Source organism: Micromonospora sp. DT53 (assembly GCF_049841535.1).
GTDB lineage: Bacteria > Actinomycetota > Actinomycetes > Mycobacteriales > Micromonosporaceae > Micromonospora.
Genome location: NZ_JBNCKM010000003.1, coordinates 208,634 through 230,686, shown reverse-complemented (window position 1 = coordinate 230,686; position 22,053 = coordinate 208,634). Strand labels below are relative to the sequence as shown.

The window sequence follows — 22,053 nt, the reverse complement described above, 5'->3', positions numbered from 1 at the left end:
CATGACGATTCCCCATCTTGCGGCAGCCGACGGCACCACTCTGCCGGCGATCGGGCTCGGCACGTACCGGCTGAACGGCTCGGCGGGTGTCGACGCGATCGGTCGGGCGATCCGGGCGGGCTATCGGTTGATCGACTCGGCGGTGAACTACGAGAACGAGGGCGCGGTCGGTCGGGCCGCCCGGTCGGCCGGCGACGTGCGGGACGAGCTGGTCGTCACCTCGAAGCTGCCGGGGCGGCACCACCGCTACGACAAGGCGCTGACCACCATCGAGGAGAGTGCGTTCCGCACCGGTCTGGACCGGGTCGACCTGTACCTGATCCACTGGCCGAACCCGAAGGTCGACAGGTACGTGCAGGCGTGGCGGGCGCTGATCGAGGCGCGTGAGCGTGGCCTGGTGCGGCACATCGGGCTCTCCAACTTCCTGCCGGAGCACATCGAGCGGCTGGTGGCCGAGACCGGGGTCGCCCCGGTGGTCAACCAGATCGAGGTGCACCCGTACTTCCCGCAGCAGGAGGCGATCGACTACCACCGGGAGAACGGCATCCTGGTGCAGGGTTGGAGCCCGCTCGGCCATGGCAACGACCTGCAGCAGCATCCCGTCGTCGTGGAGATCGCGACCACGCTCGGCGTCAGCCCGGCGCAGACGATCCTCGCCTGGCACGTGGCCCGCCAGGTGATCCCGCTGCCCAAGGCCGCCTCGCCGCAGCGGCAGGTCGAGAACCTGGACGTCTTCGGCATCAAGCTCACCGACGCGCAGGTCGAGGCCATCACCGCGCTGGGCCGCCCGGACGGGCGTCTCTCGGACCAGGACCCGGCGGTGTACGAGGAGTTCTGATCGCCCCGACCATGCTCGGCCAGGACCACGGAACGTGACGTCTGAGGGATCGGACGCAGTGATGAGCATGATGACTGTGCGGCATCAAGATGCCTGTGAGTCATCACGCTCATCACCACATCGCCGGGCTGACCCACGGCGCTCGAACGTCGGCGTGACGAACGCTTAGACGAGCCCGCCGAGGGCCGGGTCGCTGATGCTGTCCTTGCCGTTCTCGACATGACCCGCGCAGCGGTACGCGAAGTCGGCGTCACCGGCGACGGAAACCGTCAGGTCGTACCAGCCGTGGGTGCGGGCGAGCGCCCACGTGACGCGCTCGGTCGCGCCGGGGCGCAGCGACAGCGTGACCGGACGAGCGTTGTACCCGTCCCGGACGGTCACCTCGACCCGCTTCGACAGGCGGTTCTTGAGCGTGAGGGCCAACTTGTAGTCGCGCTCGTCGTACGAGGGGGTGACGTCGAGGTGGGATCGACCGTCGGTGAACCGGCGGAAGAACCCGTTCGGCCCGTGCACGGACAGGTCGTACCCGGAGGTGACCGGCCAGGTGTCGGTCAGGTGCTTGCCCGGCTCGACCGTGTAGCTGCGCGGAGCGTCCGCGCTGCCGGCCTGGCGGACCTGGAAGACCGCGGCCACCCCACCGGAGTTGCGAAAGTCGATCCGGAACGAGTCGTCGCCGCGGCGCCCGTCGGCGTGCAGGGTGTACGGGATCGGCCGCGCCGGGCGTACCCCGTGCTCCTGCTTCGGCAGCCGCTGGTCGGCCGGCGGGACCGGCACCTCGTCGGGGTGCCGGACCAACTCCTCGGGCTTGAAGTCGTCGGTGTCGGGCAACCTGACCTCGCGCGAGCGGTTCGGGTGTCGAAAGTCGAACGCCGTGGTCAGGTCGCCGACGACGGCCCGCCGCCACGGGGTGATGTTCTTCTCGATGAGGTCCGGCCGGCCGTGCCCGAACCGCGCCTCCAAAAACTTGATCAGTGAGGTGTGGTCGAAGACCTGCGAGTTGACGTAGCCGCCGCGCGTCCACGGCGAGACGATGACCATCGGCACCCGGATGCCGAGGCCGTACGGCCCGGCCGGGTGGTCGGCGTCGCCGGGGAAGATCTCGTTGGTGGTCGGCACTGTCGACTGCCCGTGCCCGCGGGTCGGCGGGGGCGTCGGCGGGACCACGTGGTCGAAGAAGCCGCCCTCCTCGTCGTACGTGATGAAGAGCGCCATCTTGCTCCACACCTCGGGGTTCGAGGCGAGGATGTCGATGACCTGGGAGATGTACCACGAGCCGTACGCCGGCTCCCAGTTCGGGTGCTCGGTGTACGCCTCCGGCGCGGTGATCCAGGAGACCTCCGGCAGGCGTCCCGCCTCGACGTCGGCGCGGAAGTCGGCCAGCAGCGCCTCCGGGTCGCGGCCCTGGGTCCTGACCTCCGTGCCGGTCTTGGCTTTGTCGGCCAGCGGCGTGCCGGGCTGCGCGTTCTGGTACGTGTGGAAGTAGAGCAGCGAGTTGTCGCCGTAGTTGCCGATGTACGGGTCGTTCGTCCAGCCCCAGGACCCGGCGGCGTTGAGGCCGGTGCCGACGTCCTGGTAGATCTTCCAGGAGATGCCGTTGCGCTCCAACCGCTCCGGGTACGTGGACCAGTCGTAGCCGGCCTCGGCATTGGTGACGACCGGGCCACCGCCCTTGCCGTCGTTGCCGACCCAGCCGCTCCACATGTGGTAGCGGTTCGGGTCGGTCGGCCCCATCAGCGAGCAGTGGTAACTGTCGCAGACGGTGAACGCGTCGGCGAGCGCGTAGTGGTACGGCAGGTCCTGGCGGGTGTGGTAGGTCATCGCCGTGACGCCCTTGTTCGGCACCCACTTGTCGAACCGGCCGTCGTTCCAGGCGGCGTGCCCGTCGTTCCAACCGTGCGGCGGGTCCGGCAGGAAGGTCTGACCGAGATCCTTCACCTCGGGGCGGAAGGGCAGCAGCTCGTCGGTCCCGTTGGGCTGGTGCCACACGTCCTTGCCGGACGGCAGTGTCGCCGGATGGGGGTCACCGAATCCGCGTACGCCGCGCATGGTGCCGAAGTAGTGATCGAAGGATCGGTTCTCCTGCATCAGGATGATGACGTGCTCGACGTCCTTGATCGAGCCGGTCCGGTTGTTCGCCGGGATGGCGAGCGCCTTGCTGAGGTCCATCGGGAGCGCCGCGCCGATCGCGGGAACTCCCATCGCCTTGAGGAACGTACGACGATCCACCGTGCCCATAATTCCGCCTTTTGTGCGACCTGGTCGGGAAACTGGCGACCGGACGCTACCGACGACGGGTTGACGGCAGATGACCGTAGATCATTGGTTTTGCGACCACTCGTCGACCGGCTCTGGGCCCTGAAGAGCACCGGTCAGGCCGCCGGAGCGTCGACCCGGGTGAGTCGTCGATGTCCGCTCGGGCTCATGCCGTGCACACGTTTGAAGGCCGCGCTGAAGCCGAACGCGTCCGCGTACCCGAGGTGACGCGCGACGGCGGCGACCGTCGCGGTCGATTCGGCAAGCATGTCGGCGGCCAGGGTCATCCGCCAGTCGGTCAGGTAGGTGAGCGGCGGTTCGCCCACCAACGCGGTGAACCGTTTGGCCAGTGTGGACCGGGAGACTTCGGCCTGCGCGGCCAGGCTGGCCAGGGTCCACGGCCGCCCGGGCCGACCCGCGTCGAGCTGGGCGTCCAGGTAGTCGCGCAGCGCGGCGCAGTCCTGGTCTTCGGGCACGACGAGCACCGGCGGCAGCGCGCCCAGCAGTCGCTGCGGCACCCGACCCCGGACGTGGTAGGCCCCGACCAGCAGCACGAGGCGCGCTCACCTTCGCCACGGCGCTGAACGGCTGTTCGCCGGGATGCGGGCGGGTCACCTCGCCGCGCCGACCGACGGGGTACGTCGGGTTCTCGGACGGGACCCGCTCGACTTCGACACCTACGTCACCCAGGCCGCGGCGGCGGGCGCGTGGTCGTAATCGGCACGGCGGGTGGCACGAGGCGCGGCGTGAGAGCGGCGTAACAGGTGATCTGCCCGCAGACCGCGCGTACCCCGACGTACCGTGAGATCGTGCCGACGAGAGAGACACTCACCAAGGCTGACCTCGCCGAACTTCGCCGCTCGGCGCTCGGGACGGCCGATCCGCTCGGCGTCGCCGCCGACCTCGCGGAGGCCGCCGAGCAGGGCCGGCTGGAAGATCCGGACGACGCCGGCGACGCGCTGACGCTGGCCGCCGAGATCGCGGAGATCCGAGCCCGGCCCGAGGCCGCGCTGCGGTACGCGGAGCAGGCCCTGGCGGCGTACCCGTCCGGCGATGACCCCCGGGCCGGGTTCGCCCGCGCGCTGCGGGCCCGCGCCCTGTTCCGGGCCGGCGGGCGCGACGACGAGGCGATGGCGGAGTTGACCGCGTTGCGCCCGTTGCTGAGCGTGCAGCCCGACGCCCCCGCCTACGTCAGTGCCGCGCTGGACGCCGGTGGGCGTTCGTCGACCGCCGAGACGTGGCTGAGTGAGGCTGTCGACACCCTGCTCAGCGACCGCGCGACCGCCGCGTCCGGGCCGGCCAGCACCGCGATCGACCCGGTGGTCGATCTCGGTCCGCCGGACGCGCCCGGTGTCACCTTCTTCCTGTTGCAACAACGGCATCGGGTACGCCGGAATCTGAACCTGCCGCACGACCGGCAGGACGACCTGGCGGACCGGCTGGAGACCCAGCTCGTGCGTCGGGCCGGGGAGCGCAGGGACGCCGGGTCGGATCTGCTCTTCTGGCCGCGGGCCGAGTTCGATCGCCTGCTCGCCGAGCATCCCGCCCTCACCGAGGTGTACGGGCCGGACTGGGACGCGCACCGGGGCCGGTTGGAGACGGAGTTGGTTCGGCTGCGGGGTGCCGGTCAGGCCGGGTTGGGCGTGTTCGGCGCGACAGTGGCCGGGTTGACGGCGTTCGCCGGTCGACGTGGCGGCGATCCCGCCGACGCGGCGGTGCGGGCGGGCTACGCGGCCGAGGTGTCGGCCCGGCCCAGCGCACGGATCGCCTGGCCACCGGAGCGCAACGACCCCTGCTGGTGCGGCTCCGGTCTCAAGTACAAGAAGGACTGCCTGCCGCGCTCCCGGTAGCCGGTTGGCCTGGCGAGGATTCGCGCTCGGCCGGACGACAAGGGCGTGCGGGCGATGGCGGACGCCGTCGACCTTGCCGCGCTGGGTTGCGGAAGGTGAGCGATCGACGGGGATGACAGGCCAGCGCGGTACCGATAACGTCCCTCCGTGGACGATCAACGTCCAGACCGATGTCACCAGAGGAGACGCCGATGTTCGAGGAGTTCATGGGCATCCCGGCCCACCCTCTGCTGCTGCACGCCGCGGTCGTGTTCGTGCCGTTGCTGGCCCTGCTGACTGTCGGTTACGCGTTCGTCCCGCTGATCCGGCCGCACACCCGGTGGGTGCTGGGGCTGCTCGCCGTGGGCACGCCGCTCGCCGCCCTGCTGACGAAGCTCTCCGGCGACGCCTTCCTCGAGCGGATGCGCGCCGCCAACCGGGTCACCCCCGAGTTCCTCCCGACGTTGGAGGCGCACCAGGAGTTCGGCGACATCACGTTCTGGGCCAGTATCGGGTTGGGGATTGTGGCCCTGGCGCTGGTGCGGCTCGTCCCGCCGCGACCCGCCGAGGGTGCGCGCCCCCGACTGCTGACCCCGGCGTTGCAGGTGTTGTCGTTGGTGGCCGCCGCCGTCACCGTGTATTACGTGTATCGCACGGGCGACTCCGGCGCGAAGGCGGTCTGGGAGGGCCAGTGATGGTCAGGCCACCTCGTCGCGCGCCCGCCAGGAGAGCGCCACGAGCCACCCCGAGATGAGCGGATCGACACCGCGACACGAAACGGTGGTGCGACCCGGCCGGAGCCGGGCCGCACCACCGCGTCGACCGTCAGCCGGCGTGGTACGCCCGGATGATGGTCTGGTCGATTCCGCTACCGCCGTTGGCGGCGGCCTTCACCCGCAACGACACGGCCTGCCCGGCGGCGGCCGTCGGCAACGCGACCCGGTAGCTGTCGCCGCTCCCGGTGACCCGGGCCGACTTCCAGGTGCCACCGTCGTCCGTCGAGGTCCAGACCTGGAACGACGTCACCTTCTGCGTCTTCACACCGTGCGCCTGCCGGACGGTCAGCTCGGCCGTGCCGTCGACCGGGTGGTTGTCGTGGTCCATCGGCAGGGCGTAGTCGACCGCGAGCAGCGGCAACGGCACGCTTCCGGTTCCGTCCGGGCCGGCGGACCGGAACGTCCACGACGTGTTGAGCTTGGTCGAGATCGGCAGGATCAGGCTCGTGTCGACGTCGAGGGTCACCCGGTAGTCGGCCATCGACTGCGGGACGGTGAAGTCGCCGAACGGGCCGGACCGCTCGTCGACGAGCTTGCCGTCGCGGAACACCGACAGCTTGCGCTTCACGCCGATCGCCTCGCCCTGCAGACAGTCGGCCCGCTGGTGCTTGTCGGTCAGCGACACCAGGTCGAGGTGGAGGTTGCCCCGGGTCCGTGACGGCGCGGTGGCGCAGCTCCAGTCGGCGCCGGCCGGGTCGTCGTACCAGTCGGAGTGCAGGGGCTGACGCGCCCAGATCTTGGTCTGCCGGCTACCCGGCTGGTAGCTGCGGGGCGCCTCGTCCGCGGCCAGCCCACCGTAGACGCCCTGGTCGGCCCAGAGGATGTCGGGCGAGAGGTAGTCGGTCCGGTGCGGCGGCAGGTTCCCCTCGTGGGTCTGGGTCACCGCCACCCCGTCGCGGGTCATCCCGGTCCGGACCAGCTGGGTGAACATATCCGGTGAGTCAGTCTTGTGGAACCGCTCGTCGATCCGGGCCAGCTTCGCCTGCTCGGTCTTGTTCACCCGGAAGGCGGGGTCGGCCGGTACGCCGCCCGCGTACTCGTGCACCAGGTTGTAGCGGTACGGCTCGGCGGTGCCGGCCGGCGAGTCCAGGTTGACGGCCGCCCAGGTGCGGCGGGAGCCGATGGTGGGCTTGGTCAGCGCGGTGGTGCGGACTGTCGTCTTGGTCCCGTACCCGCTGATCTGGTGCCACCAGGACAGACCGTTCGCCGCGGTCTGCACGTTTGTGAAGTCGGTCCGGGTGGGCGTGGTGGGCACCCCGTCGACAGTCGCCGTCACCGGCTTGGCCCGCGCCGGGTCGAGCGTCACGCTCCGGGCGCCGCGCACGTCCAGGTCGGCCTCGGCGGCGAGCGTCGTCTCCAACACGTCACTGTCGACGTAGTACGCGACGGAGGAGCCGAGGATCGCGTACCGGCCGGCCGGCACCCGCAGGGTGAAGGTGTCACCGGGCGTGCCGCCCGCACCGCCGTAGTAGATCAGCGGGTCGGCGAGGTTGGTGACCATCAGGTTGATCCAGCTCTCCGCCCCGTCCTTCAGGCCCGGCAGTGGCTTCGTCTGGATCGTCAGGTCGTAGCTGGGCTGCTCGACGTAGAAGCTCACCGGAGTCGTCGCGACCAGCTTGCGGCCGCTGCGGGCGGTGACGGTGGCGAGGTAGAAGCCCGGCCGGGTTGCCAGGGCCGCACGGTTGACCCGGAGGGTGGCCCCGGCGGTGGTGCCGTGCTTGAGCGTCAGCCGGCTGGTCGAGAGCGTCGCCGCGCCGCGCGGCACCGGCTGGCCGTCGTGGTTGACGATCGACACGTCGAGGTCGAGAACCGCATTCGACTCACCGGTCCAGCTCAGCTTCGTCTCGCTGGTCCCGGACTGCGGGTAGGCGAAGGTGCCGAGGTTGACCACCGGCTGGTTGCTGGTCGGGCCGCCGAGGGCCCGGGCCGCGTTGAGCCGGCCGGCGCCGACGGCGTACGGGTCGATGCCGGCGAGCGGGTCGGCGGCGCCGACGAGGGCGGCCTTGAGCCGCTCACCGGTCCAGTCCGGGTGGCGCTGGGCGAGCAGCGCGGCGGCGCCCGCCACGTGCGGGCTGGCCATCGAGGTGCCACTGATCGCCTCGTAGTACCTGTCGATCGGGGCCTGGAGGTTGGTGCCGGCGGCCCGGGCGGCGACGATGTCGACACCGGGGGCGACCACCTCCGGCTTGGCCGCGTTGCTGGTGACCAGCGGCCCACGGCTGGAGAAGTCGGCGAGCTTGTCGTTGCGGTCGACCGCGCCGACGGTCAGCGCGCTGGCGGCGGACCCGGGCGAGGAGATGGCGGCGCCGCTGTTGCCGGCGGCGATGACGAACAGCGTGCCGGTGGACTTGCTCAGCCCGTCGACGGCGAGCGACAGCGGGTCGGTGCCGTCGTCCGGGTCGCTGCCGCCGAGGCTCATGTTGATGACGTCGGCCCGGGTGGCGGCCCACTCCATGGCGGCGATGATGCCGGAATCGTCGCCGTAGCCGTGGTCGTCGAGGACCTTGCCGATCACCAGCTTGGCGTCCGGCGCCACGCCGCGACGCTGACCGTGGGCGGCCGCGCCGGTGCCGGCGATGGTGGAGGCGACGTGCGTACCGTGGCCGTTGTGGTCGACGGCGTCACCGCCCTCGACGGTGAAGTCGGCCCGCTCGGCGACCCGGCCGACCAGGTCCGGGTGGGTGAAGTCGGCGCCGGTGTCGAGCACCGCGACCCGGACGCCCTTGCCGGTGTAGCCGGCCTTCCAGGCGTCCGGCGCGGCGATCTGACCGAGGTTGCGGTCCAGGCCGGCGGGTCGCCCAGCGCCGGTCAGGGCGGTGGCCCGGACCTTGCGGTCGAGCCAGACCTTCTTCGCGCCGGCGAGCAGCGAGTTGGTGGCGAGCTTCGCGGTGGCCGGGCTCTTCTTGGGTACGCGGCCGGCGACCGCACCGATGCTGGGCAGCGACAGTACGTCACCGAGCGCGGCCACCCGGGCGGACGCGGTGGCGGGCTGCACGATGAGCGGCAGCTCGGCGGAGTTGTCGTCGTCATAGCCGTCGGCGATCAGCGTCGTGACGTCGAACAGGTCGGGGTCCAGGACCGGGCCGATCTGGGACGCGACGTGGGCGGGGATGACGTGCAGATGACCGTCGGGGCCACAGCTTTGGCGGATCACCGCGTTCTCGTCGGCCGGCCGCACCGTGGCCTGTGGGCAGCCCGATCCGGTGTCCCGTACGGTCACCACGTCCCCGGTCAGCAGGGTGACGGTGTGCGTCTTCCCGTCGGCCGTGGCTGCGGGTGAGCCGGTCTGACCGATGCCGTTGGGGCCGGCCGTGGCAGCGCCGCCCGGTAGGGCGGTCAGCGTCGTGGCCGTGACGGCGACGGCCAACAGCCACCGCGTTTTCCTGAGCATGTTGCTCCTCGTCTAATGTGGACGAAACCGCCTCTTCGGACGACTTCGGCAAGATCATATGCAGGTAACGGATCATCAGGGCACCCCTTGACGAGGGGTTTTCCCCGCCCCCGCGCCGAGGATTTCGGCGTTGTTTCGCCTCGGGGCTCGGTTCGATGTCGTTTCGATTGCCGCCCGGCGGACCGGCGGACGACAGATGCCTGCCCGACCCAAGGGATCGACGGGACGCCGACCCGGACCTAGCATGGCGACGAATGGATCTTCGAGATCGACCCTGCCGACCCCCGGCGACCAGCCCAACCGAAGGGAGACGCGCATGCGTCGACCCCGTCATCTGGCACTCCTGAGCGTCGGCGTGTCCGGCGCTCTGGTCCTCAGCGCAGCCCCACCAGCGGCCGCGGCTCCGCCCACGCCCACCACGCCCACAGGCATCGTGGTCAGCGACGGCATGACCCAACCGGTTTTCTCGCTCGCCGACGCCATCGAGGAGCGGGTGTTCGTCCAGACCCCGGTGGACACCGACCACGACGGTCGACTCGACCGGGTGGCGATCGACATCTCCCGTCCCCGGGAAACCGCAACGCAGGGCTTCAAGGTGCCCGTCATCTTCGAGCACAGCCCGTACCGCAAGGGCACCTGGGGTGACGTGCCGTACCCGAGCGTGCTGGTCGACGACCTGCCGCAGAACGGCCTGACCGACCGCTCCGGGCGTCGCGCGCTCGACGCCGGCGCACAGCGAGCACAGGCGAAGGCCAACCTGCCGGGCTCCCTGGACGACTACTACGTGCCCCGCGGTTACGCGGTGGTGCTCGGCCAGAGCGTCGGCACCGGCGACTCGGACGGCTGCCCGACCAGCGGAGACCAGGCCGAGACGCTCGGCACCAAGGCGGTCATCGACTGGCTCAACGGCCGGGCGAAGGCGTACGACGCGAACGGCGCACCGATCACCGCCGGCTGGACCACAGGCGCGGTCGGCATGACCGGTGTCTCCTACAACGGGACGCTGCCCAACCAGGTGGCCACCACGGGCGTCAAGGGCCTCAAGACCATCGTGCCGGTCTCCGCGATCAGCAGCTGGTACGACTACTACCGGGCCAACGGCCTGGTGGTCGCGCCCGGGACGTTCCAGGGCGAGGACCTCGACATCCTGGCCCAATACACCGCCGGGCAGGCACGCGCCGAGGGGCCCTGCGCCGACGAGCTCGCGGAGATCACCGCGGAGCAGGACCGGGTCACCGGCGACTACTCCCCATTCTGGCGCGACCGCGACTATCTCGACGCCCGCGACGTCAAGGCCAGCGTCTTCGTCGTGCACGGCCTCAACGACTGGAACGTGAAGACCGAACACTTCGCCGGCTGGTGGGACCAGCTCGCCAAGCGCCACGTGCCGCGCAAGATCTGGCTGCACCAGGGCGGCCACGGCGGCCCGGGCAGCAGCGCGTCGGTGACCCTGCCGAGCGGTCAGACGTGGACCTACAAGCAGACCGAGAACCGCTGGTTCGACTTCTGGCTGTGGAACGTCCGCAACGGCATCATGGACGAGCCGACGGCGGTGCTCCAGCGCGAGGACCGCGCCTACACCACGTACACCAACTGGCCCGACCCGGCGGCGCGGGAGGTCGGCCTGCGGCTCGCGGCCACCGACACCACCGCACCCGGCGCGCTCACCACCGGCAAACCGCCGAAGGCCAAGGTCGAGCAGAGCTTCGTCGACGAGGGCCGGACCATCCACCCGGACACCCTGGTATCCAACCCGGACACCGCGAGCGCCAACCGACTCGCCTACCGCTCCCCCGAGCTGACGCAGAGCGTACGCATCTCCGGCCGTCCCGAGATGCGGCTGCGGATGGCGATCGACAACAAGCCGGACGCGAACCTCACCGCGTACCTGGTCGACTACGGCCCGGCCGGGTCGACCGCCGCCCCGACCGTGGTCACGCGAGGCTGGATGGACCCGCAGAACCGCAAGAGCGCCGCGCGCACCGAACCGGTGAAGCAGGGCAAGCTGTACGACTACCGGTGGACCATGGAACCGAAGGACTACATCTTCCCTGTGGGGCACCGAATCGGCGTGGTCGTCTTCTCCAGCGACCAGGAGTACACCCTGCTGCCGCTGGGCGGCACCGAACTGCGGGTCGCGCCGAACGACAGCGAACTGCGGCTGCCGGTGGTCGGCGGTCGGGCCGTCCTCGGGTTCTGATTTCCTCCCAGTACGCCCCCGGGTGGGGCAGTCCGACGCGTTCGGGCTGCCCCACCCGCCGATCGAGGCCCGGCTCCGCCACTGCGGATCCGCGCAGGGGCGCCTGATCCACTCGACTTCCTTTGATGTCGGGGTATCCCCAGCACCAAGACACCGCGACTTCAATGAACCCGAGTCGATCACGCCGTTCGTCCGCCGCGCCCGACCCACACGGGCACACCGACCCCGCGTCTGACCAAGCGCGTCCAACGCTCAGCCCCTCGGACCAAGCGCGTCCAACGCTCAGCCCTCCTCGGACCAGCGCCCAACGCTCAGCCGCCTCGGACCAGCGCGCCCAACCGCTCAGCCCTCCTCGGACCAGCGCGCCCGACGCTCGGCCTCGCCCCAGGCCGGGCCGAGGCGCGCGAACGGCGCGGACGGGCATGATCCACTCGCGTTTCAGGAAGTCGGGCCATCCCCGGCACCAGGACACCGCGACTTCAAAGAACCCGAGTCGATCACCCCGTTCGTCCGCCATGCCAGGGCCGGCAGCGGGCGGGTTGTCCGGTTTCGGCTCGGATGTCGGGTGGTCGGGGCCACCCCGGCGGCGGAATCGGCGCCCGGCCCGGGTCGTTATACCTGGCAGGCCACCGCAGTCATCGAAGTGGCAGGCCACCGTGGCCATCGAGTCGCGGTGCGCGGCAGCCGCCGGGAACACCCGCCACGCCGCCCCGGTTACACCCCCCCGCACCGCCGAGGACCACAACCCGGCCGCCCCGGGAACACCCGGCAGGCCACCCCGGTTACATCCCCCGCACGGCCGAGCACCACAACCGGCCGCTCACGGGTTGGCGGAATGACCCGCCACCGCAGCCCGTTACACCCTGCCCCCGACGCGACCCCGTTCGCGGGTCACCGGGCAGAACCCCCTCGAACTTTCCCGCACCACCACCACACCCCCGAGGTGGTGCGGGCACACCCCCGAATGCAGAGGAGCACGCCATCATGCGTACCGATCTGATCCGTAAGACCGCCCTGACCGCCGCTGGCCTCGCCTTCACCGGCGGCGCCATCGCCGGCCCCGTCACCACCGCCTTCGCCGCACCCACCACCGGCAAGCCGACCACGCAAACCCAGACCGACCGCAAGGGCCACGGCGAGCGCGAACTGGGTGTGCGCTACGAAGCCCAGCCGAACTTCTACTACTGCGGCCCCGCCGCCACCCGCAACGCCCTGTCCGTGCAGGGCAAGAACATCAACGTCGACGACATGGCCAAGGAAATGGGCACCACCGAAGCCGGCACCAACTCCATCAACGACATCACCCCCGTCCTCAACAAGGAAACCGGCAAGACCGACGCCTACCGGTCGGTCGAGATCAGCAACCCCGACGCCGACGCCAAGCAGACCGACACCCTGCGCGCCGACATCGTCAAGACCGTCGACGACGGCCGGGCCGTGGTCGCGAACATCGCCGGGACCAGCACCGACACCGACGGCGTGAGCCACTCCTACGAAGGCGGGCACTACATCAGCGTCGTCGGCTACCACGACAACGGCAACACGGTGAAGATCGCCGACTCCGCCGACCCGAACACCGCCTCCTACTGGATCAGCGTCGAGCACCTCGCCGACTGGATCGCCACCCGCGGCTACGCCACCAGCTGACCCCACACCGCACGAAGCGAAGGGCCGGACCCCCACCACGGGGCCCGGCCCTTCGTCGTCATTTCCACCAACTGCGGCACGTATTGACAATTGTCGACTTCGGGATGAAGCTGGGTCGGTGAGAGCGCTCTCTCGCATTGGCCCAAATCGGCCACCACCCAGTCTGGCCAGGCACAACTCCGATGCCTTCGGCGGCGGCGCCGGAGCTGTCCCTGACCCGTCCCCGACAGGAGTCACGATGGACAGGGCCGCACCCCTCTCCGGCATCCCCCGCCGACTGCGCCTCGTCACGGCGATCGGCGCGCTGCTGGTGCTACTCGGCACGTACCTGGTGTCGACCACGAACCGGGCCGACGCCGCCCCCGGCCGAGCCGGCGCCGACTTCGGCGTCAACGTCATTCGGGTCGCCGAGTTCCCCGCGGACTGCACCTACAGCCACCGGCTGCCGGACGACCCGATCGTCTTCCCCGGGCTGCCGGGGGCGTCGCACATGCACAGCTTCTTCGGCAGCACGGTGACGAACGCCAAGACCACCCTTCCCGACCTGGTCAACTCGCCCACCACCTGCAACCCGCTGGTGGACGTCTCGTCGTACTGGGTGCCGACCCTGTACCGGGACAACGTCGCGGTGGAGCCGGCGATCGCCACGTTCTACTACCTGGGCGAGGGCGTACGCGCCGACGTCGTCGCGAACACCCAGCCGTTCCCGCAGGGGTTGCGACTCGTCGCCGGCAACGCGAAGGCCACCGGGCCGAACGACAGCATCGCCCGCTGGTCCTGCCTGCACGCCGGGCAGGTGCCGCCGTCGAAGGACTTCGTCAACTGCCCGTCGGGCACGATGCTGGAGTCGTACCTGGACTTCCCGCAGTGCTGGAACGGCCGGGACCTCGACTCGCCGGACCACAAGAGCCACCTGGCGTACCCGGTGAACCAGGCCTGCCCGAGCACCCACCCGGTGCACGTGCCGAAGTTGCGGCAGGTGCTGCGGTACCCGGTGACCGGCGACCCGTCGCGGTTCCGGCTGGCCTCCGGGCCGGGCTACACGATGCACGGTGACTTCTTCAACGCCTGGCCGGTGGCGGAGCTCGCCCGTCGCGTCCAGGACTGCATCCGCCCCGTCATCAAGTGCGGTCACGACGGCCGACCGATCTGAGCGACTGGTTCACACCACGGCGGCGGGTCCGGTCACGCCGGGCCCGCCGCCCTGGGCGGAAGGGAGGTCGGATGCGCCAGCCCATGGCGTCCACCCTGCTCGTCGCCGTGCTGCTCGTCGCCGGCTGCGGCGCCGGGCCACGGGGCGCGGCCAGCACCGCCACACCACCCGCTGCCGCGCCGTCGGCGACGACCGCACCGACAGCCATGGGTACGGCGGGATCGTTCAACCCCACCGACATCGCCTGGCTGCAACTGACGGTGGCGATGACCGAACGCCTGTTGCCCGTACTCGATCTGGTGCCGACGCGGACCACCGACCCGGCCTGGCGGCGGGCGGCCGCCCAACTCGCGAGCGCCCGGCGCGCCGAGCTGGACCGCGCCCGCCGGCTACTGGCCGAGGCTGCCGCGCCGACGACGAATCCGCACGAGGGGCATGACATGCCGGGCATGGTCACCCCGACGGAGATGACCGCGCTGCGGTCGGCCACCGGGACACCGTTTCATCGCCTGCTCGCCGGGCACCTGCGGGCGCATCTCGCACAGTCGGTCCGGATCGCCGAGGCCGAGCAGCAGAGCGGAGTCCAACCGGCGACTGTCGCGCTGGCGGCGGCTGTGGCCCGGAACGGCACCGTCGACCTCACCCGAGTCGATCACCTCGACCCCGCGTAGCGGCAGGGCGGACAGCGCGCTCAGCCCCGAGCGCTGACGATCTGGTCGAGCAACGCGGCCAGCTCGACCGGACGGGACAGCAACGGTGAGCGACGATCACGCTGCCGGCGTAGATCTTGAGATCTTCCGCCGGAACGGCGGAGACAGGGTCCGCCGTGACGACGAGGAGCGCGCCTGCGGCACCCATCGCAGCGAGCCACCGCCGGGCGGATTGCGTGAGCATTACTGGAGTCTCCCCGACGGTCGGCCGGTGGCGAGCCCGCGGATCTTATCGACCTGCGCGGCTCTGCCGCTGCCCCCATCGGCCCTCCGCAGGGGAGAGAACGACCACCCGGCCGGGCAGATCCTGACCCGGTCAGGCCGTCCGGGCACCCGATCGCAGCGAGTCGATGGTGAGGTCGAGGACGGCTTCGAGGTGGTCGATCTTTCCGGTGGAGAGCAGCAGCAGCACACCGCCCTGGATGCCGGCGAGCAGTGCCGCCGCGGCCCGGTCGGCGTCGAGGTCGGGGGCGATGTCGCCGGTCGACTGCATGTGCCGGATGCCCTCGGTGATCGCCTTCTGCCAGCGCCACATGAGCCCGGTCGTGATCGCCTGCGCGCCGGGCGACCGCCGGCCCGCCTGGCCGAGCAGTCCGTTGAGGGGGCACTTCACCCCCTGCGCGAGGTATCGCTCGATCAGTCGGTCGCGCCAGGCGAGCCAGGCCGGCCACGATGTCAGGTTGCTGAGCATGGGCTCCTGGTCGATGAGCACCTGGTCCGCCTCGTGCTGGGCCACCGCGAGCAGCAACCCCTCCTTCCCCTCGGGGAAGTAGTGAAAGAGCTGACCCTTGCTGGTGCCGGTGTGGGCCATCACATCCTCGAGGCGTACCTCGTCGACGCCGCGCTCGCGGATCTCGGCGGCCGCGCCGGCGACGATCCGCGCCCGGGTCGCCTCGCCCTTGCGGGTCAGAGCCCGTGTCATGAAACCTCCTGCTCGGGACCTGCGGTCCGACTGCTCGGGACCTGCGGTCCGACCCTACCTCGGCTTCTGGACTTGCGGGTCCATTTTTCCCGAGCAAAGGTCTGGAACGCGCGGCCCGCAGCGGGCCGACACCACGATCGGGAGGACGCAACGATGAACCACTACTACCTGCTCGGGCGGTCCGGTCTGCGGGTGAGCCGGCTGGCGCTCGGCACGATGAACTTCGGCGTCGACGGCTTCCACGCCGCGTACGGCAAGACCGAGGAGGAGGCCGAGCCGATCTTCCGGCAGTACCTGGAGGCGGGCGGGAACTTCATCGACACCGCGGACTTCTACACCGCCGGGGAGAGCGAGAAGATCCTCGGCCGCCTGATCGACCGGGCCGGCGTACGCGAACGGCTCGTGCTCACCAGCAAGTTCACCAACACCGTCGACCCGACCGACCCGAACGCCAGCGGCAACGGTCGCAAGCACATCATGCGGGCCGTGGAGGCGTCGCTGCGCCGGCTCGGCACCGACTACATCGACCTGTACCTCCTGCATACCTGGGACCGGATCACCCCGGTCGAGGAGGTCGTGCACACCTTCGACGACCTGGTGCGCTCCGGCAAGATCCGGTACGCCGGGCTCTCCGACGTGCCGGCCTGGTACGCGGCTCGGGCCCAGAGCTACGCCGAGGCGCACGGGCTGGCCCCGATGATCAACGTTCAGCTGCCGTACTCCCTGGTCACGCGGGACATCGAGGCGGAGCACGTGGCGATGGCACAGAGCCTGGGCATGGGGCTCACCGCGTGGAGCCCGATCGGCGGGGGTCTGCTCAGCGGCAAGTACCGGCGGACCGGCGAGGGCATGAGCGGGACCGGCCGCTTGACGAACCCCGACGCCGCGGGTCGGGAGATCAGCCCCAGCGACTGGCAGGTGATCGAGGCGCTGGAGAGCGTGGCCGCCGAGTTGGGGCGCAGCATGGCGCAGGTGGCGATCAACTGGGTGGCCACCCAGCCCGCCGTCGGTTCGGTGGTCATCGGGGCGAGCAGCCCGGAACAGCTCGCCAGCAACTTCGGTGCGCTCGACTTCGAGATCCCGGCCGACGCCCGCCGCCGGCTCGACGAGGCGAGCGCCCCGAAGGTCCCGCTGCTCTACTCCATGTTCACCCCGCAGTATCAGTCCTGGGTGGTGAGCCCCGGCCTCGGCATCGGCGACAAGCCGGCCGGCTACGCCCCTCCGGTGTCCAACAGCAAGTAGGACCTCTCGCCAGGCAAGATCGCGCTCGATCAGGGGAACAGTGGGCTCCGAGCACGCAGGGGCCACTACCTCCAGGATCGAGCGCGATCTTGGCCGTGCGGGCCTTGCTCAGGCGAGGGATACGGCGACCAGGGCGACGGCGGAACCACCGAAGACCGCCGTGTTGCGCAGGTGGGTCTGGGCGCGCACCCAGCCGGGAAAGGCGTTTTCGGCGGCCCTGAGGAACGATGCGACCTCGACGCGAGCCAGCTCCGGGTCGCCCTTGCGCTGGAAGGCGGCCTCGACGGACTTCACAGCGGTGCGGTTGCTGTAGACGATCACGACGTTCATCAGCACGACCAGCGAGGAGAAGATCCAGGTGAGCAACTGGGCAGGGCCAGCACCCGCGAGGTTCAGCGCCGCGACGGCGGTCATCACCACGGCGACCGTGACCGGGGCGGCGGTCTCGTGGCCGCTGGCGTCGAGCCGGAGGTTGTTCTCCTGGAGCACCTCGGGGCGGACGGCCTGACGGCGCAGCTCGGCCTCGGCGGCGGCCTTCGCGGCCGGGCCGAAGCGATGGCGGATCATCGGGATGCTGACGAAGGCGACGGCGACGAGGAGCTGCATGACGGCGGCGAGCGTGTTCATCGGGCTCTCCTTCTATTGCACTTAGTGCAAGTGCTTCATGGAGATGACCGTAGCCGAGGACTTGAACAGCGTGCAAGAGGGTTCTTGAACTTTGTTCAAGCGGGGACGTACCGTGAGGGTATGCCGCGCGACTCCCTCACCCGAGACCAGATCGTCCGCACCGCCGTCGACCTCCTCGACGCCGAGGGCCTTGAGGGCCTGAACATGCGCGCTCTGGGCAAACGCCTCGACTCGGCCGCCACGGCGGTGTACTGGCACGTCAAGAACAAGGACAATCTCGTCCTGCTCGCGACCGACCAGGTCTGGGGCGAGCTCACGCTGCCCGACATGGACGCGCTCGACTGGCGCGCGGCGGCCACCGAGATGGCCATCGACCTGTACAGGATGTTCGTCCGGCACCCGTGGCTGATACAGGCTTTCGCCGCCCACGTCCTCTACGGGGAGAGCAAGGCTCGACATGACGACCACAGCCTCGCGGTCTACGAAGCCGCTGGCTTCGACGGCGCGCGGGCCGACCAGGCCGTCTCCGTTGTCTTCACTTACGTTCTCGGCAACGCGGCGGGTGCCGCCGCGACCGCCTCGCTCACCCGGAAACTCAGCCGGGACGACGTCACCGCCGACGAACAGTTTCAGGACGCCATGGTCAAGGCCAAGGAGATCGGCATGCGCTACCCACGGCTGCGCGCCCGTCTGGAGACCCCTGCGGCGGCCGACTACGCCGCCGGGCCCGACAACTCGTTCGAGTTCGGCCTCCAGGTCGTCCTCGACGGTCTGGAGCGACAGCTTGCCGCAAAGTCCGCTGCCGGCGCCGCCGCACCCTCGTAGAGCGCGACGTACCGCCGACGCCACTCGTCGCCGTCGGGGCCGAGGTTGAGGGTGTTGTGTGCGACGCCCAACGCCTCCGGCAGGGCGTACACCCGCAGCGGCACCCCGTTCGCGTCGGCGATCCGACGCGGCACCTGGACCGCCGCCCTGAGGTCCACCACACCGTCGAGAGGGCTGATCACGACCGCCGCGGTCCGCAGACCGGTCCGCCGGGGTGGATGCGGCAGCGTACGCGCGATCGTCAGGTACTGGGTGACGGCGGCGAGGGAGTATCCGCGCGACGTGACGCGGTCGGGGAGGACGCGGCGCCCGTACAACACGATGAGCGGCTTGACCGCGTAGGCCGGCGCCTGCCGCGGGTTCGGGCCGAAGAACGGCGACAGCAACAGCAGATGCCGTACGACGTTGCCGGGCACCTGGGCCAGCCAGGCGGCCAGCACGGCACCGCCGGAGATCCCCACGACGCCTACCTCGTCGCCCAGAGCCGCGGTCACGGCCCAGCCCTGCGCGGCGTACGTCGTCAGCTCGCCGGCCTCGACCCGGTGGTGGGCCCTCCGGTCGACGGTCCCGTGCTGGGGAGCCCGGGGAATCCAGACGTTGTAGCCCCGGTCGAAGAACTCCTCGGCCAGCCCCGCGTACTGCTCGGGCGCGAGGGTGTATCCGTGCAGCAGCAGCACGGCCCGGCCGGTACGGGAACCGTGGCTCAGCAGGCGGCTGCGCGACTCTGGCCGGATCTCCGGATCTGCGGCCTCGGCGGCGATGACGGCCTCGACGGCACGGGTGGCCGTGTCGAAGTCGAGCGGCCGGGCCGGCGCGACCCGTAGCCCTCGGCGGTCCACCGGCCAGAGATAGAGCCCGGCGACCGACGCCGCGACCAGCGCCAACCCGCCGACCAGAAGCGCGATGATCTCCGGCATGGTCAGATGCTGACAGGGGCCGCGCTCGGCGCTGGCCGAGGGGGTGCGCCCGGGTGACCGGGCGCACCCGGTCAGCTATTCCTGGCCGTTCGGCGGCGCGAAGACGACCCGGGAGCGCAACTGCCGAAAGCCGGTCCGCTCCAACTCTGCCAGCACCGCCACCCGGTGGGATTCCACGTCGGCGATGACCTCGCGGGCACCACCGGCGGCGAGCACCCGGACCGCCTCGGCCAGCAGCTCGGGCCGGGCCGCCTCGTCGAGGAGGCCGAGATAGGCGAGCAGGGGGTAGCAGGCGTCTCCGGCCGTGCCGACCAACCCGACCGGGTTGCCGGCCTCCAGGGCGATGCGCCAACCCTCGGTGGTGTCTCCCAGCCAGGCCAGCGGGTCGGTGGCGAGGTCGACACCACCGACCACCCGCGCGATCTCGACGCCGGTCAGCACGTCCGGCTCGGCGACCCTGGCGACCAGGGCGTTGATCTCGGCCACGTCGGCGGGCGGACGGAAGTCGTACCGACCTGAGGACGCCGGCAGGGGTGTGCCGGTCCAGGAGCACCGGAGCCGCTCGCCCCGCTCGACCAGGCCGGCGAGCCGGGCGGCCTTCATGGGCGCCCGCACCACGGCCAGCACCTCGGGTCGGCGTCGCCAGTGCGCCGGCAGCGCGGCGTAGTACAGACCGGGACCGCCCAGCGTCTCGTGGGCGACGCGCAGCAGCTCGGCACCCACCTCCGGCTCGGCGTCCAGGTCGAACCGGTCCAGCCAGGGGGCACCGACGGCACCTGGGGGAAGGAGCCAGGCGGCCCGGCCCACCAAGCGGCCGGCGCGCAACGCGACCCAGGTGGTCTCGGGCCGGTAGCCGCCGCCGGCGATCCCATCGGCGTACGCGACCTGGCGCAGTTGGGGCAGCGGATCGGGCATGGAGTCGAACAGGTTTTCCTCGCCCGCGACGAGCGGACGGATGACCAGATCAGTCATGGGTTGGTCCTCCGGGAAGCGAGCGCCCCGGATCAGATCCGCGCGGACGCCGGAGCGCGGAGGGGGCGCAGAACATCGGACATTGTTCTGACCTCCTTCCAGCTCGACGGCGTGCCCGACGACCATACGCGGACTGGTCGCCGGCTCGCAACGGATCGTCACAGCGTCGGGTTGGTCTCCGATCCACGCTTGTGTGCCCGCTGGTCGTACACGGTGATGCCGGCCAGGATCACCGCCGCGAGGGCCGCCACGGCTACCGGCGGGAGCAGCACCATCGCCGGGGCCACCACGACCAGCGCCAGGACGCCGAAGTACAGCACCCGGCACCGGGGCGTGGTGTTGCTCGCCCGCTCCAGGGTGCTGCGTCCGATCAGGAACAGCACCGGGCCGCCGAAGATGATGGCCACCAGAGCCCAGTCGATCGGCGGGTGCGGATCCTCGATGACCTGCCCGAAGCCGACGGCGGTGCAGATGATGCCACCGACGATCAACAGCAGGCTGTAGCTCGCCCATCGCGACAGCTGGATCCCCTCACCGCTCGGGGTCGAGGCCCGGCCGGATCTGACGTGGTAGAAGTAGAGCCGCCAGAACGAGACGACCGCCACGAACGAGGCGACGAGGGCGATGGTTCCCTCGGTGGTGAAACCCGGGAAGCTGACCGCGGCGCCGGCTTCGAGCACGACCTCGGCGAGGGCGATCATGAAGAACTGGTTGTACCGCTCGGCGAGATGCTCCTGCGAGACGGTGACCCCCAGACTGGTGAGCTGTCGCTTGCCCATGCGGGGCAGGGGGTAGGTGGTGGCGGCGCCGATCAGCTCGATGGCGAGAGCGATGGTCCAGAAGACGCCCCGACCGAGACCACCGCTGATGCCGCCACTGATCCAGAGCACGCTGGACGCCAGGTGCCAGGTCAGCACCCGGAGCGAGAACGCCTGACCCGCGTGACCCCGCAGGGCGAACACCAGGAAGAGCGGTCGGCCGACCTGGATGACGACGTAGGTGCAGGCGAAGGTGACGCCGCGTTGGCCGAAGGCCTGCGGCAGCGTGACAGCCAGCACCAGCGTGCCGAACATCGTCGCCAGCAGGACGGCCTGCAGATCGGGGCGCCGAGGGTCGTAGGTGCTCGCCAGCAGGGCGTTGAGCGACCAGATCATCCACATCGCAGTGAAGAACAGGACGGTCTGACCAGCCTCGGACAGCAGCGTGTGCCGGACGATGGTCAGGTCGTCCGCGACCCGCCCGGCGAGGCGGGCGAGCGCGAAGACGTAGACGATGTCGAACAGCAGTTCCAGGACGGTCGCCGAGCGAGGGCTCTTGCTGTCCCCTAGCCCGCGAAAGTACTCGGTGCGCCTCAGCACGGACGGCGGGACAGCTCAGCCGGCCAGAGCCGCCGGCACGGGCACACCACGGTGGTGACGCTGTTGCGCTGCCATCGTCCCCGAGCCTCCTTCACCGACCGACCCCGCCTGATCCCCTGTCTGCGTACTTTATCCATCTTTATCGGGCGCTCGTCGTTGATGGCGGATACCGGGTCGGCGGTGCACCGAATGCGTCGCTGGCGAGCGGTCAGACCGCGGTGCCGAGGCTCGGCGATGATCCAGCGGGTGCCGTTCCGGCCGACGAAACCGTTATCCGGGTACGGCCGGCGAGTCTCCTGAGGTGAGGCGTTGGCGGGTTCCCCCGCCACCGCAGCATTGAGTAGTGCTGCGACCACACACGAGGAGTCGACACAATGCGCGCAACCGGCCAGG

17 protein-coding genes are annotated in these 22,053 nt (G+C 70.5%); 9 read left to right on the top strand and 8 right to left on the bottom strand.

Features of this window, described 5'->3' with window-relative positions; translation table 11 throughout:
• Position 1: 1 nt before the first annotated feature.
• On the top strand, positions 2-838 hold the full coding sequence (locus ACLQ3B_RS12405; protein WP_425780249.1) for an aldo/keto reductase: 837 nt from the start codon (positions 2-4) through the stop codon (positions 836-838).
• Positions 839-1,003: 165 nt separating this feature from the next.
• Here ACLQ3B_RS12405 and ACLQ3B_RS12400 read toward each other — a convergent pair whose 3' ends face one another.
• Both ACLQ3B_RS12400 and ACLQ3B_RS12395 read right to left on the bottom strand, forming a co-directional pair.
• Positions 1,004-3,073 (bottom strand): phosphocholine-specific phospholipase C, encoded by a 2,070-nt coding sequence (locus tag ACLQ3B_RS12400; protein WP_425780247.1) that lies wholly within the window; start codon positions 3,071-3,073, stop codon positions 1,004-1,006.
• 134 nt (positions 3,074-3,207) lie between these two features.
• Positions 3,208-3,645, bottom strand: a complete 438-nt coding sequence (locus ACLQ3B_RS12395) for an AraC family transcriptional regulator (protein WP_425780245.1) — start codon at positions 3,643-3,645, stop codon at positions 3,208-3,210.
• Between the two features lie 255 nt (positions 3,646-3,900).
• Here ACLQ3B_RS12395 and ACLQ3B_RS12390 point away from each other — a divergent pair, with 255 nt between their 5' ends.
• Positions 3,901-4,941 (top strand): SEC-C metal-binding domain-containing protein, encoded by a 1,041-nt coding sequence (locus ACLQ3B_RS12390; RefSeq protein WP_425780244.1) that lies wholly within the window; start codon positions 3,901-3,903, stop codon positions 4,939-4,941.
• A 191-nt stretch (positions 4,942-5,132) separates the two neighbouring features.
• Positions 5,133-5,615: a DUF2231 domain-containing protein gene (locus ACLQ3B_RS12385; protein ID WP_425780242.1), complete on the top strand. Its 483-nt coding sequence runs from the start codon at positions 5,133-5,135 to the stop codon at positions 5,613-5,615.
• Positions 5,616-5,745: 130 nt separating this feature from the next.
• Here ACLQ3B_RS12385 and ACLQ3B_RS12380 read toward each other — a convergent pair whose 3' ends face one another.
• Positions 5,746-9,087 carry a S8 family peptidase gene (locus ACLQ3B_RS12380; RefSeq protein ID WP_425780240.1) on the bottom strand — a complete coding sequence of 1,114 codons (3,342 nt, stop codon included), beginning with the start codon at positions 9,085-9,087 and terminating at the stop codon, positions 5,746-5,748.
• A 316-nt stretch (positions 9,088-9,403) separates the two neighbouring features.
• Between ACLQ3B_RS12380 and ACLQ3B_RS12375 the strand changes: the two genes are divergently transcribed.
• The 4 genes from ACLQ3B_RS12375 to ACLQ3B_RS12360 all read left to right on the top strand — a co-directional run bounded on the left by ACLQ3B_RS12375 (position 9,404) and on the right by ACLQ3B_RS12360 (position 14,758).
• Positions 9,404-11,287: a Xaa-Pro dipeptidyl-peptidase gene (locus ACLQ3B_RS12375; RefSeq protein WP_425780238.1), complete on the top strand. Its 1,884-nt coding sequence runs from the start codon at positions 9,404-9,406 to the stop codon at positions 11,285-11,287.
• 984 nt (positions 11,288-12,271) lie between these two features.
• Complete coding sequence (locus tag ACLQ3B_RS12370; protein WP_425780236.1) at positions 12,272-12,934, top strand: C39 family peptidase; 663 nt, start codon at positions 12,272-12,274, stop codon at positions 12,932-12,934.
• Between the two features lie 238 nt (positions 12,935-13,172).
• Positions 13,173-14,087, top strand: a complete 915-nt coding sequence (locus ACLQ3B_RS12365; protein WP_425780234.1) for a DUF1996 domain-containing protein — start codon at positions 13,173-13,175, stop codon at positions 14,085-14,087.
• Positions 14,088-14,158: 71 nt separating this feature from the next.
• Positions 14,159-14,758, top strand: a complete 600-nt coding sequence (locus ACLQ3B_RS12360; protein ID WP_425780233.1) for a DUF305 domain-containing protein — start codon at positions 14,159-14,161, stop codon at positions 14,756-14,758.
• A 355-nt stretch (positions 14,759-15,113) separates the two neighbouring features.
• Here the strand turns inward: ACLQ3B_RS12360 and ACLQ3B_RS12355 are convergent, their stop codons facing one another.
• A complete protein-coding gene (locus tag ACLQ3B_RS12355; RefSeq protein ID WP_425780231.1) occupies positions 15,114-15,719 on the bottom strand; it encodes a TetR/AcrR family transcriptional regulator in 606 nt (201 codons plus the stop codon).
• A 153-nt stretch (positions 15,720-15,872) separates the two neighbouring features.
• Between ACLQ3B_RS12355 and ACLQ3B_RS12350 the strand changes: the two genes are divergently transcribed.
• Positions 15,873-16,961: an aldo/keto reductase gene (locus ACLQ3B_RS12350; protein ID WP_425780229.1), complete on the top strand. Its 1,089-nt coding sequence runs from the start codon at positions 15,873-15,875 to the stop codon at positions 16,959-16,961.
• A gap of 108 nt (positions 16,962-17,069) precedes the next feature.
• Here ACLQ3B_RS12350 and ACLQ3B_RS12345 read toward each other — a convergent pair whose 3' ends face one another.
• Positions 17,070-17,588 carry a hypothetical protein gene (locus tag ACLQ3B_RS12345; protein WP_425780227.1) on the bottom strand — a complete coding sequence of 173 codons (519 nt, stop codon included), beginning with the start codon at positions 17,586-17,588 and terminating at the stop codon, positions 17,070-17,072.
• A 120-nt stretch (positions 17,589-17,708) separates the two neighbouring features.
• Between ACLQ3B_RS12345 and ACLQ3B_RS12340 the strand changes: the two genes are divergently transcribed.
• Positions 17,709-18,413, top strand: coding sequence for a TetR/AcrR family transcriptional regulator C-terminal domain-containing protein (locus ACLQ3B_RS12340; protein WP_425780225.1), 705 nt, complete (start codon positions 17,709-17,711; stop codon positions 18,411-18,413).
• On the opposite strand, the gene ACLQ3B_RS12335 is transcribed toward ACLQ3B_RS12340, so the two are convergent.
• The 3 genes from ACLQ3B_RS12335 to ACLQ3B_RS12325 all read right to left on the bottom strand — a co-directional run bounded on the left by ACLQ3B_RS12335 (position 18,302) and on the right by ACLQ3B_RS12325 (position 21,660).
• Positions 18,302-19,330, bottom strand: a complete 1,029-nt coding sequence (locus ACLQ3B_RS12335; RefSeq protein ID WP_425780223.1) for an alpha/beta hydrolase — start codon at positions 19,328-19,330, stop codon at positions 18,302-18,304. The genes ACLQ3B_RS12340 and ACLQ3B_RS12335 overlap by 112 nt on opposite strands.
• 75 nt (positions 19,331-19,405) lie before the next feature.
• Positions 19,406-20,302, bottom strand: coding sequence for an acetyltransferase (locus ACLQ3B_RS12330; protein WP_425780221.1), 897 nt, complete (start codon positions 20,300-20,302; stop codon positions 19,406-19,408).
• A 158-nt stretch (positions 20,303-20,460) separates the two neighbouring features.
• Entirely contained in the window at positions 20,461-21,660 is a 1,200-nt protein-coding gene (locus tag ACLQ3B_RS12325) for a low temperature requirement protein A (RefSeq protein WP_425780219.1), read from the bottom strand.
• Positions 21,661-22,053 lie beyond the last annotated feature (393 nt).

Bases quoted from the DNA above. Each gene is read 5' to 3' on its own strand.
- ACLQ3B_RS12405 (WP_425780249.1), top strand. From the start codon at position 2: ATGACGATTCCCCATCTTGCGGCAGCCGACGGCACCACTCTGCCGGCG.
- ACLQ3B_RS12400 (WP_425780247.1), bottom strand. From the start codon at position 3,073: ATGGGCACGGTGGATCGTCGTACGTTCCTCAAGGCGATGGGAGTTCCC.
- ACLQ3B_RS12385 (WP_425780242.1), top strand. From the start codon at position 5,133: ATGTTCGAGGAGTTCATGGGCATCCCGGCCCACCCTCTGCTGCTGCAC.
- ACLQ3B_RS12380 (WP_425780240.1), bottom strand. From the start codon at position 9,087: ATGCTCAGGAAAACGCGGTGGCTGTTGGCCGTCGCCGTCACGGCCACG.
- ACLQ3B_RS12375 (WP_425780238.1), top strand. From the start codon at position 9,404: ATGCGTCGACCCCGTCATCTGGCACTCCTGAGCGTCGGCGTGTCCGGC.
- ACLQ3B_RS12370 (WP_425780236.1), top strand. From the start codon at position 12,272: ATGCGTACCGATCTGATCCGTAAGACCGCCCTGACCGCCGCTGGCCTC.
- ACLQ3B_RS12365 (WP_425780234.1), top strand. From the start codon at position 13,173: ATGGACAGGGCCGCACCCCTCTCCGGCATCCCCCGCCGACTGCGCCTC.
- ACLQ3B_RS12360 (WP_425780233.1), top strand. From the start codon at position 14,159: ATGCGCCAGCCCATGGCGTCCACCCTGCTCGTCGCCGTGCTGCTCGTC.
- ACLQ3B_RS12355 (WP_425780231.1), bottom strand. From the start codon at position 15,719: ATGACACGGGCTCTGACCCGCAAGGGCGAGGCGACCCGGGCGCGGATC.
- ACLQ3B_RS12350 (WP_425780229.1), top strand. From the start codon at position 15,873: ATGAACCACTACTACCTGCTCGGGCGGTCCGGTCTGCGGGTGAGCCGG.
- ACLQ3B_RS12345 (WP_425780227.1), bottom strand. From the start codon at position 17,588: ATGAACACGCTCGCCGCCGTCATGCAGCTCCTCGTCGCCGTCGCCTTC.
- ACLQ3B_RS12340 (WP_425780225.1), top strand. From the start codon at position 17,709: ATGCCGCGCGACTCCCTCACCCGAGACCAGATCGTCCGCACCGCCGTC.
- ACLQ3B_RS12335 (WP_425780223.1), bottom strand. From the start codon at position 19,330: ATGCCGGAGATCATCGCGCTTCTGGTCGGCGGGTTGGCGCTGGTCGCG.
- ACLQ3B_RS12330 (WP_425780221.1), bottom strand. From the start codon at position 20,302: ATGACTGATCTGGTCATCCGTCCGCTCGTCGCGGGCGAGGAAAACCTG.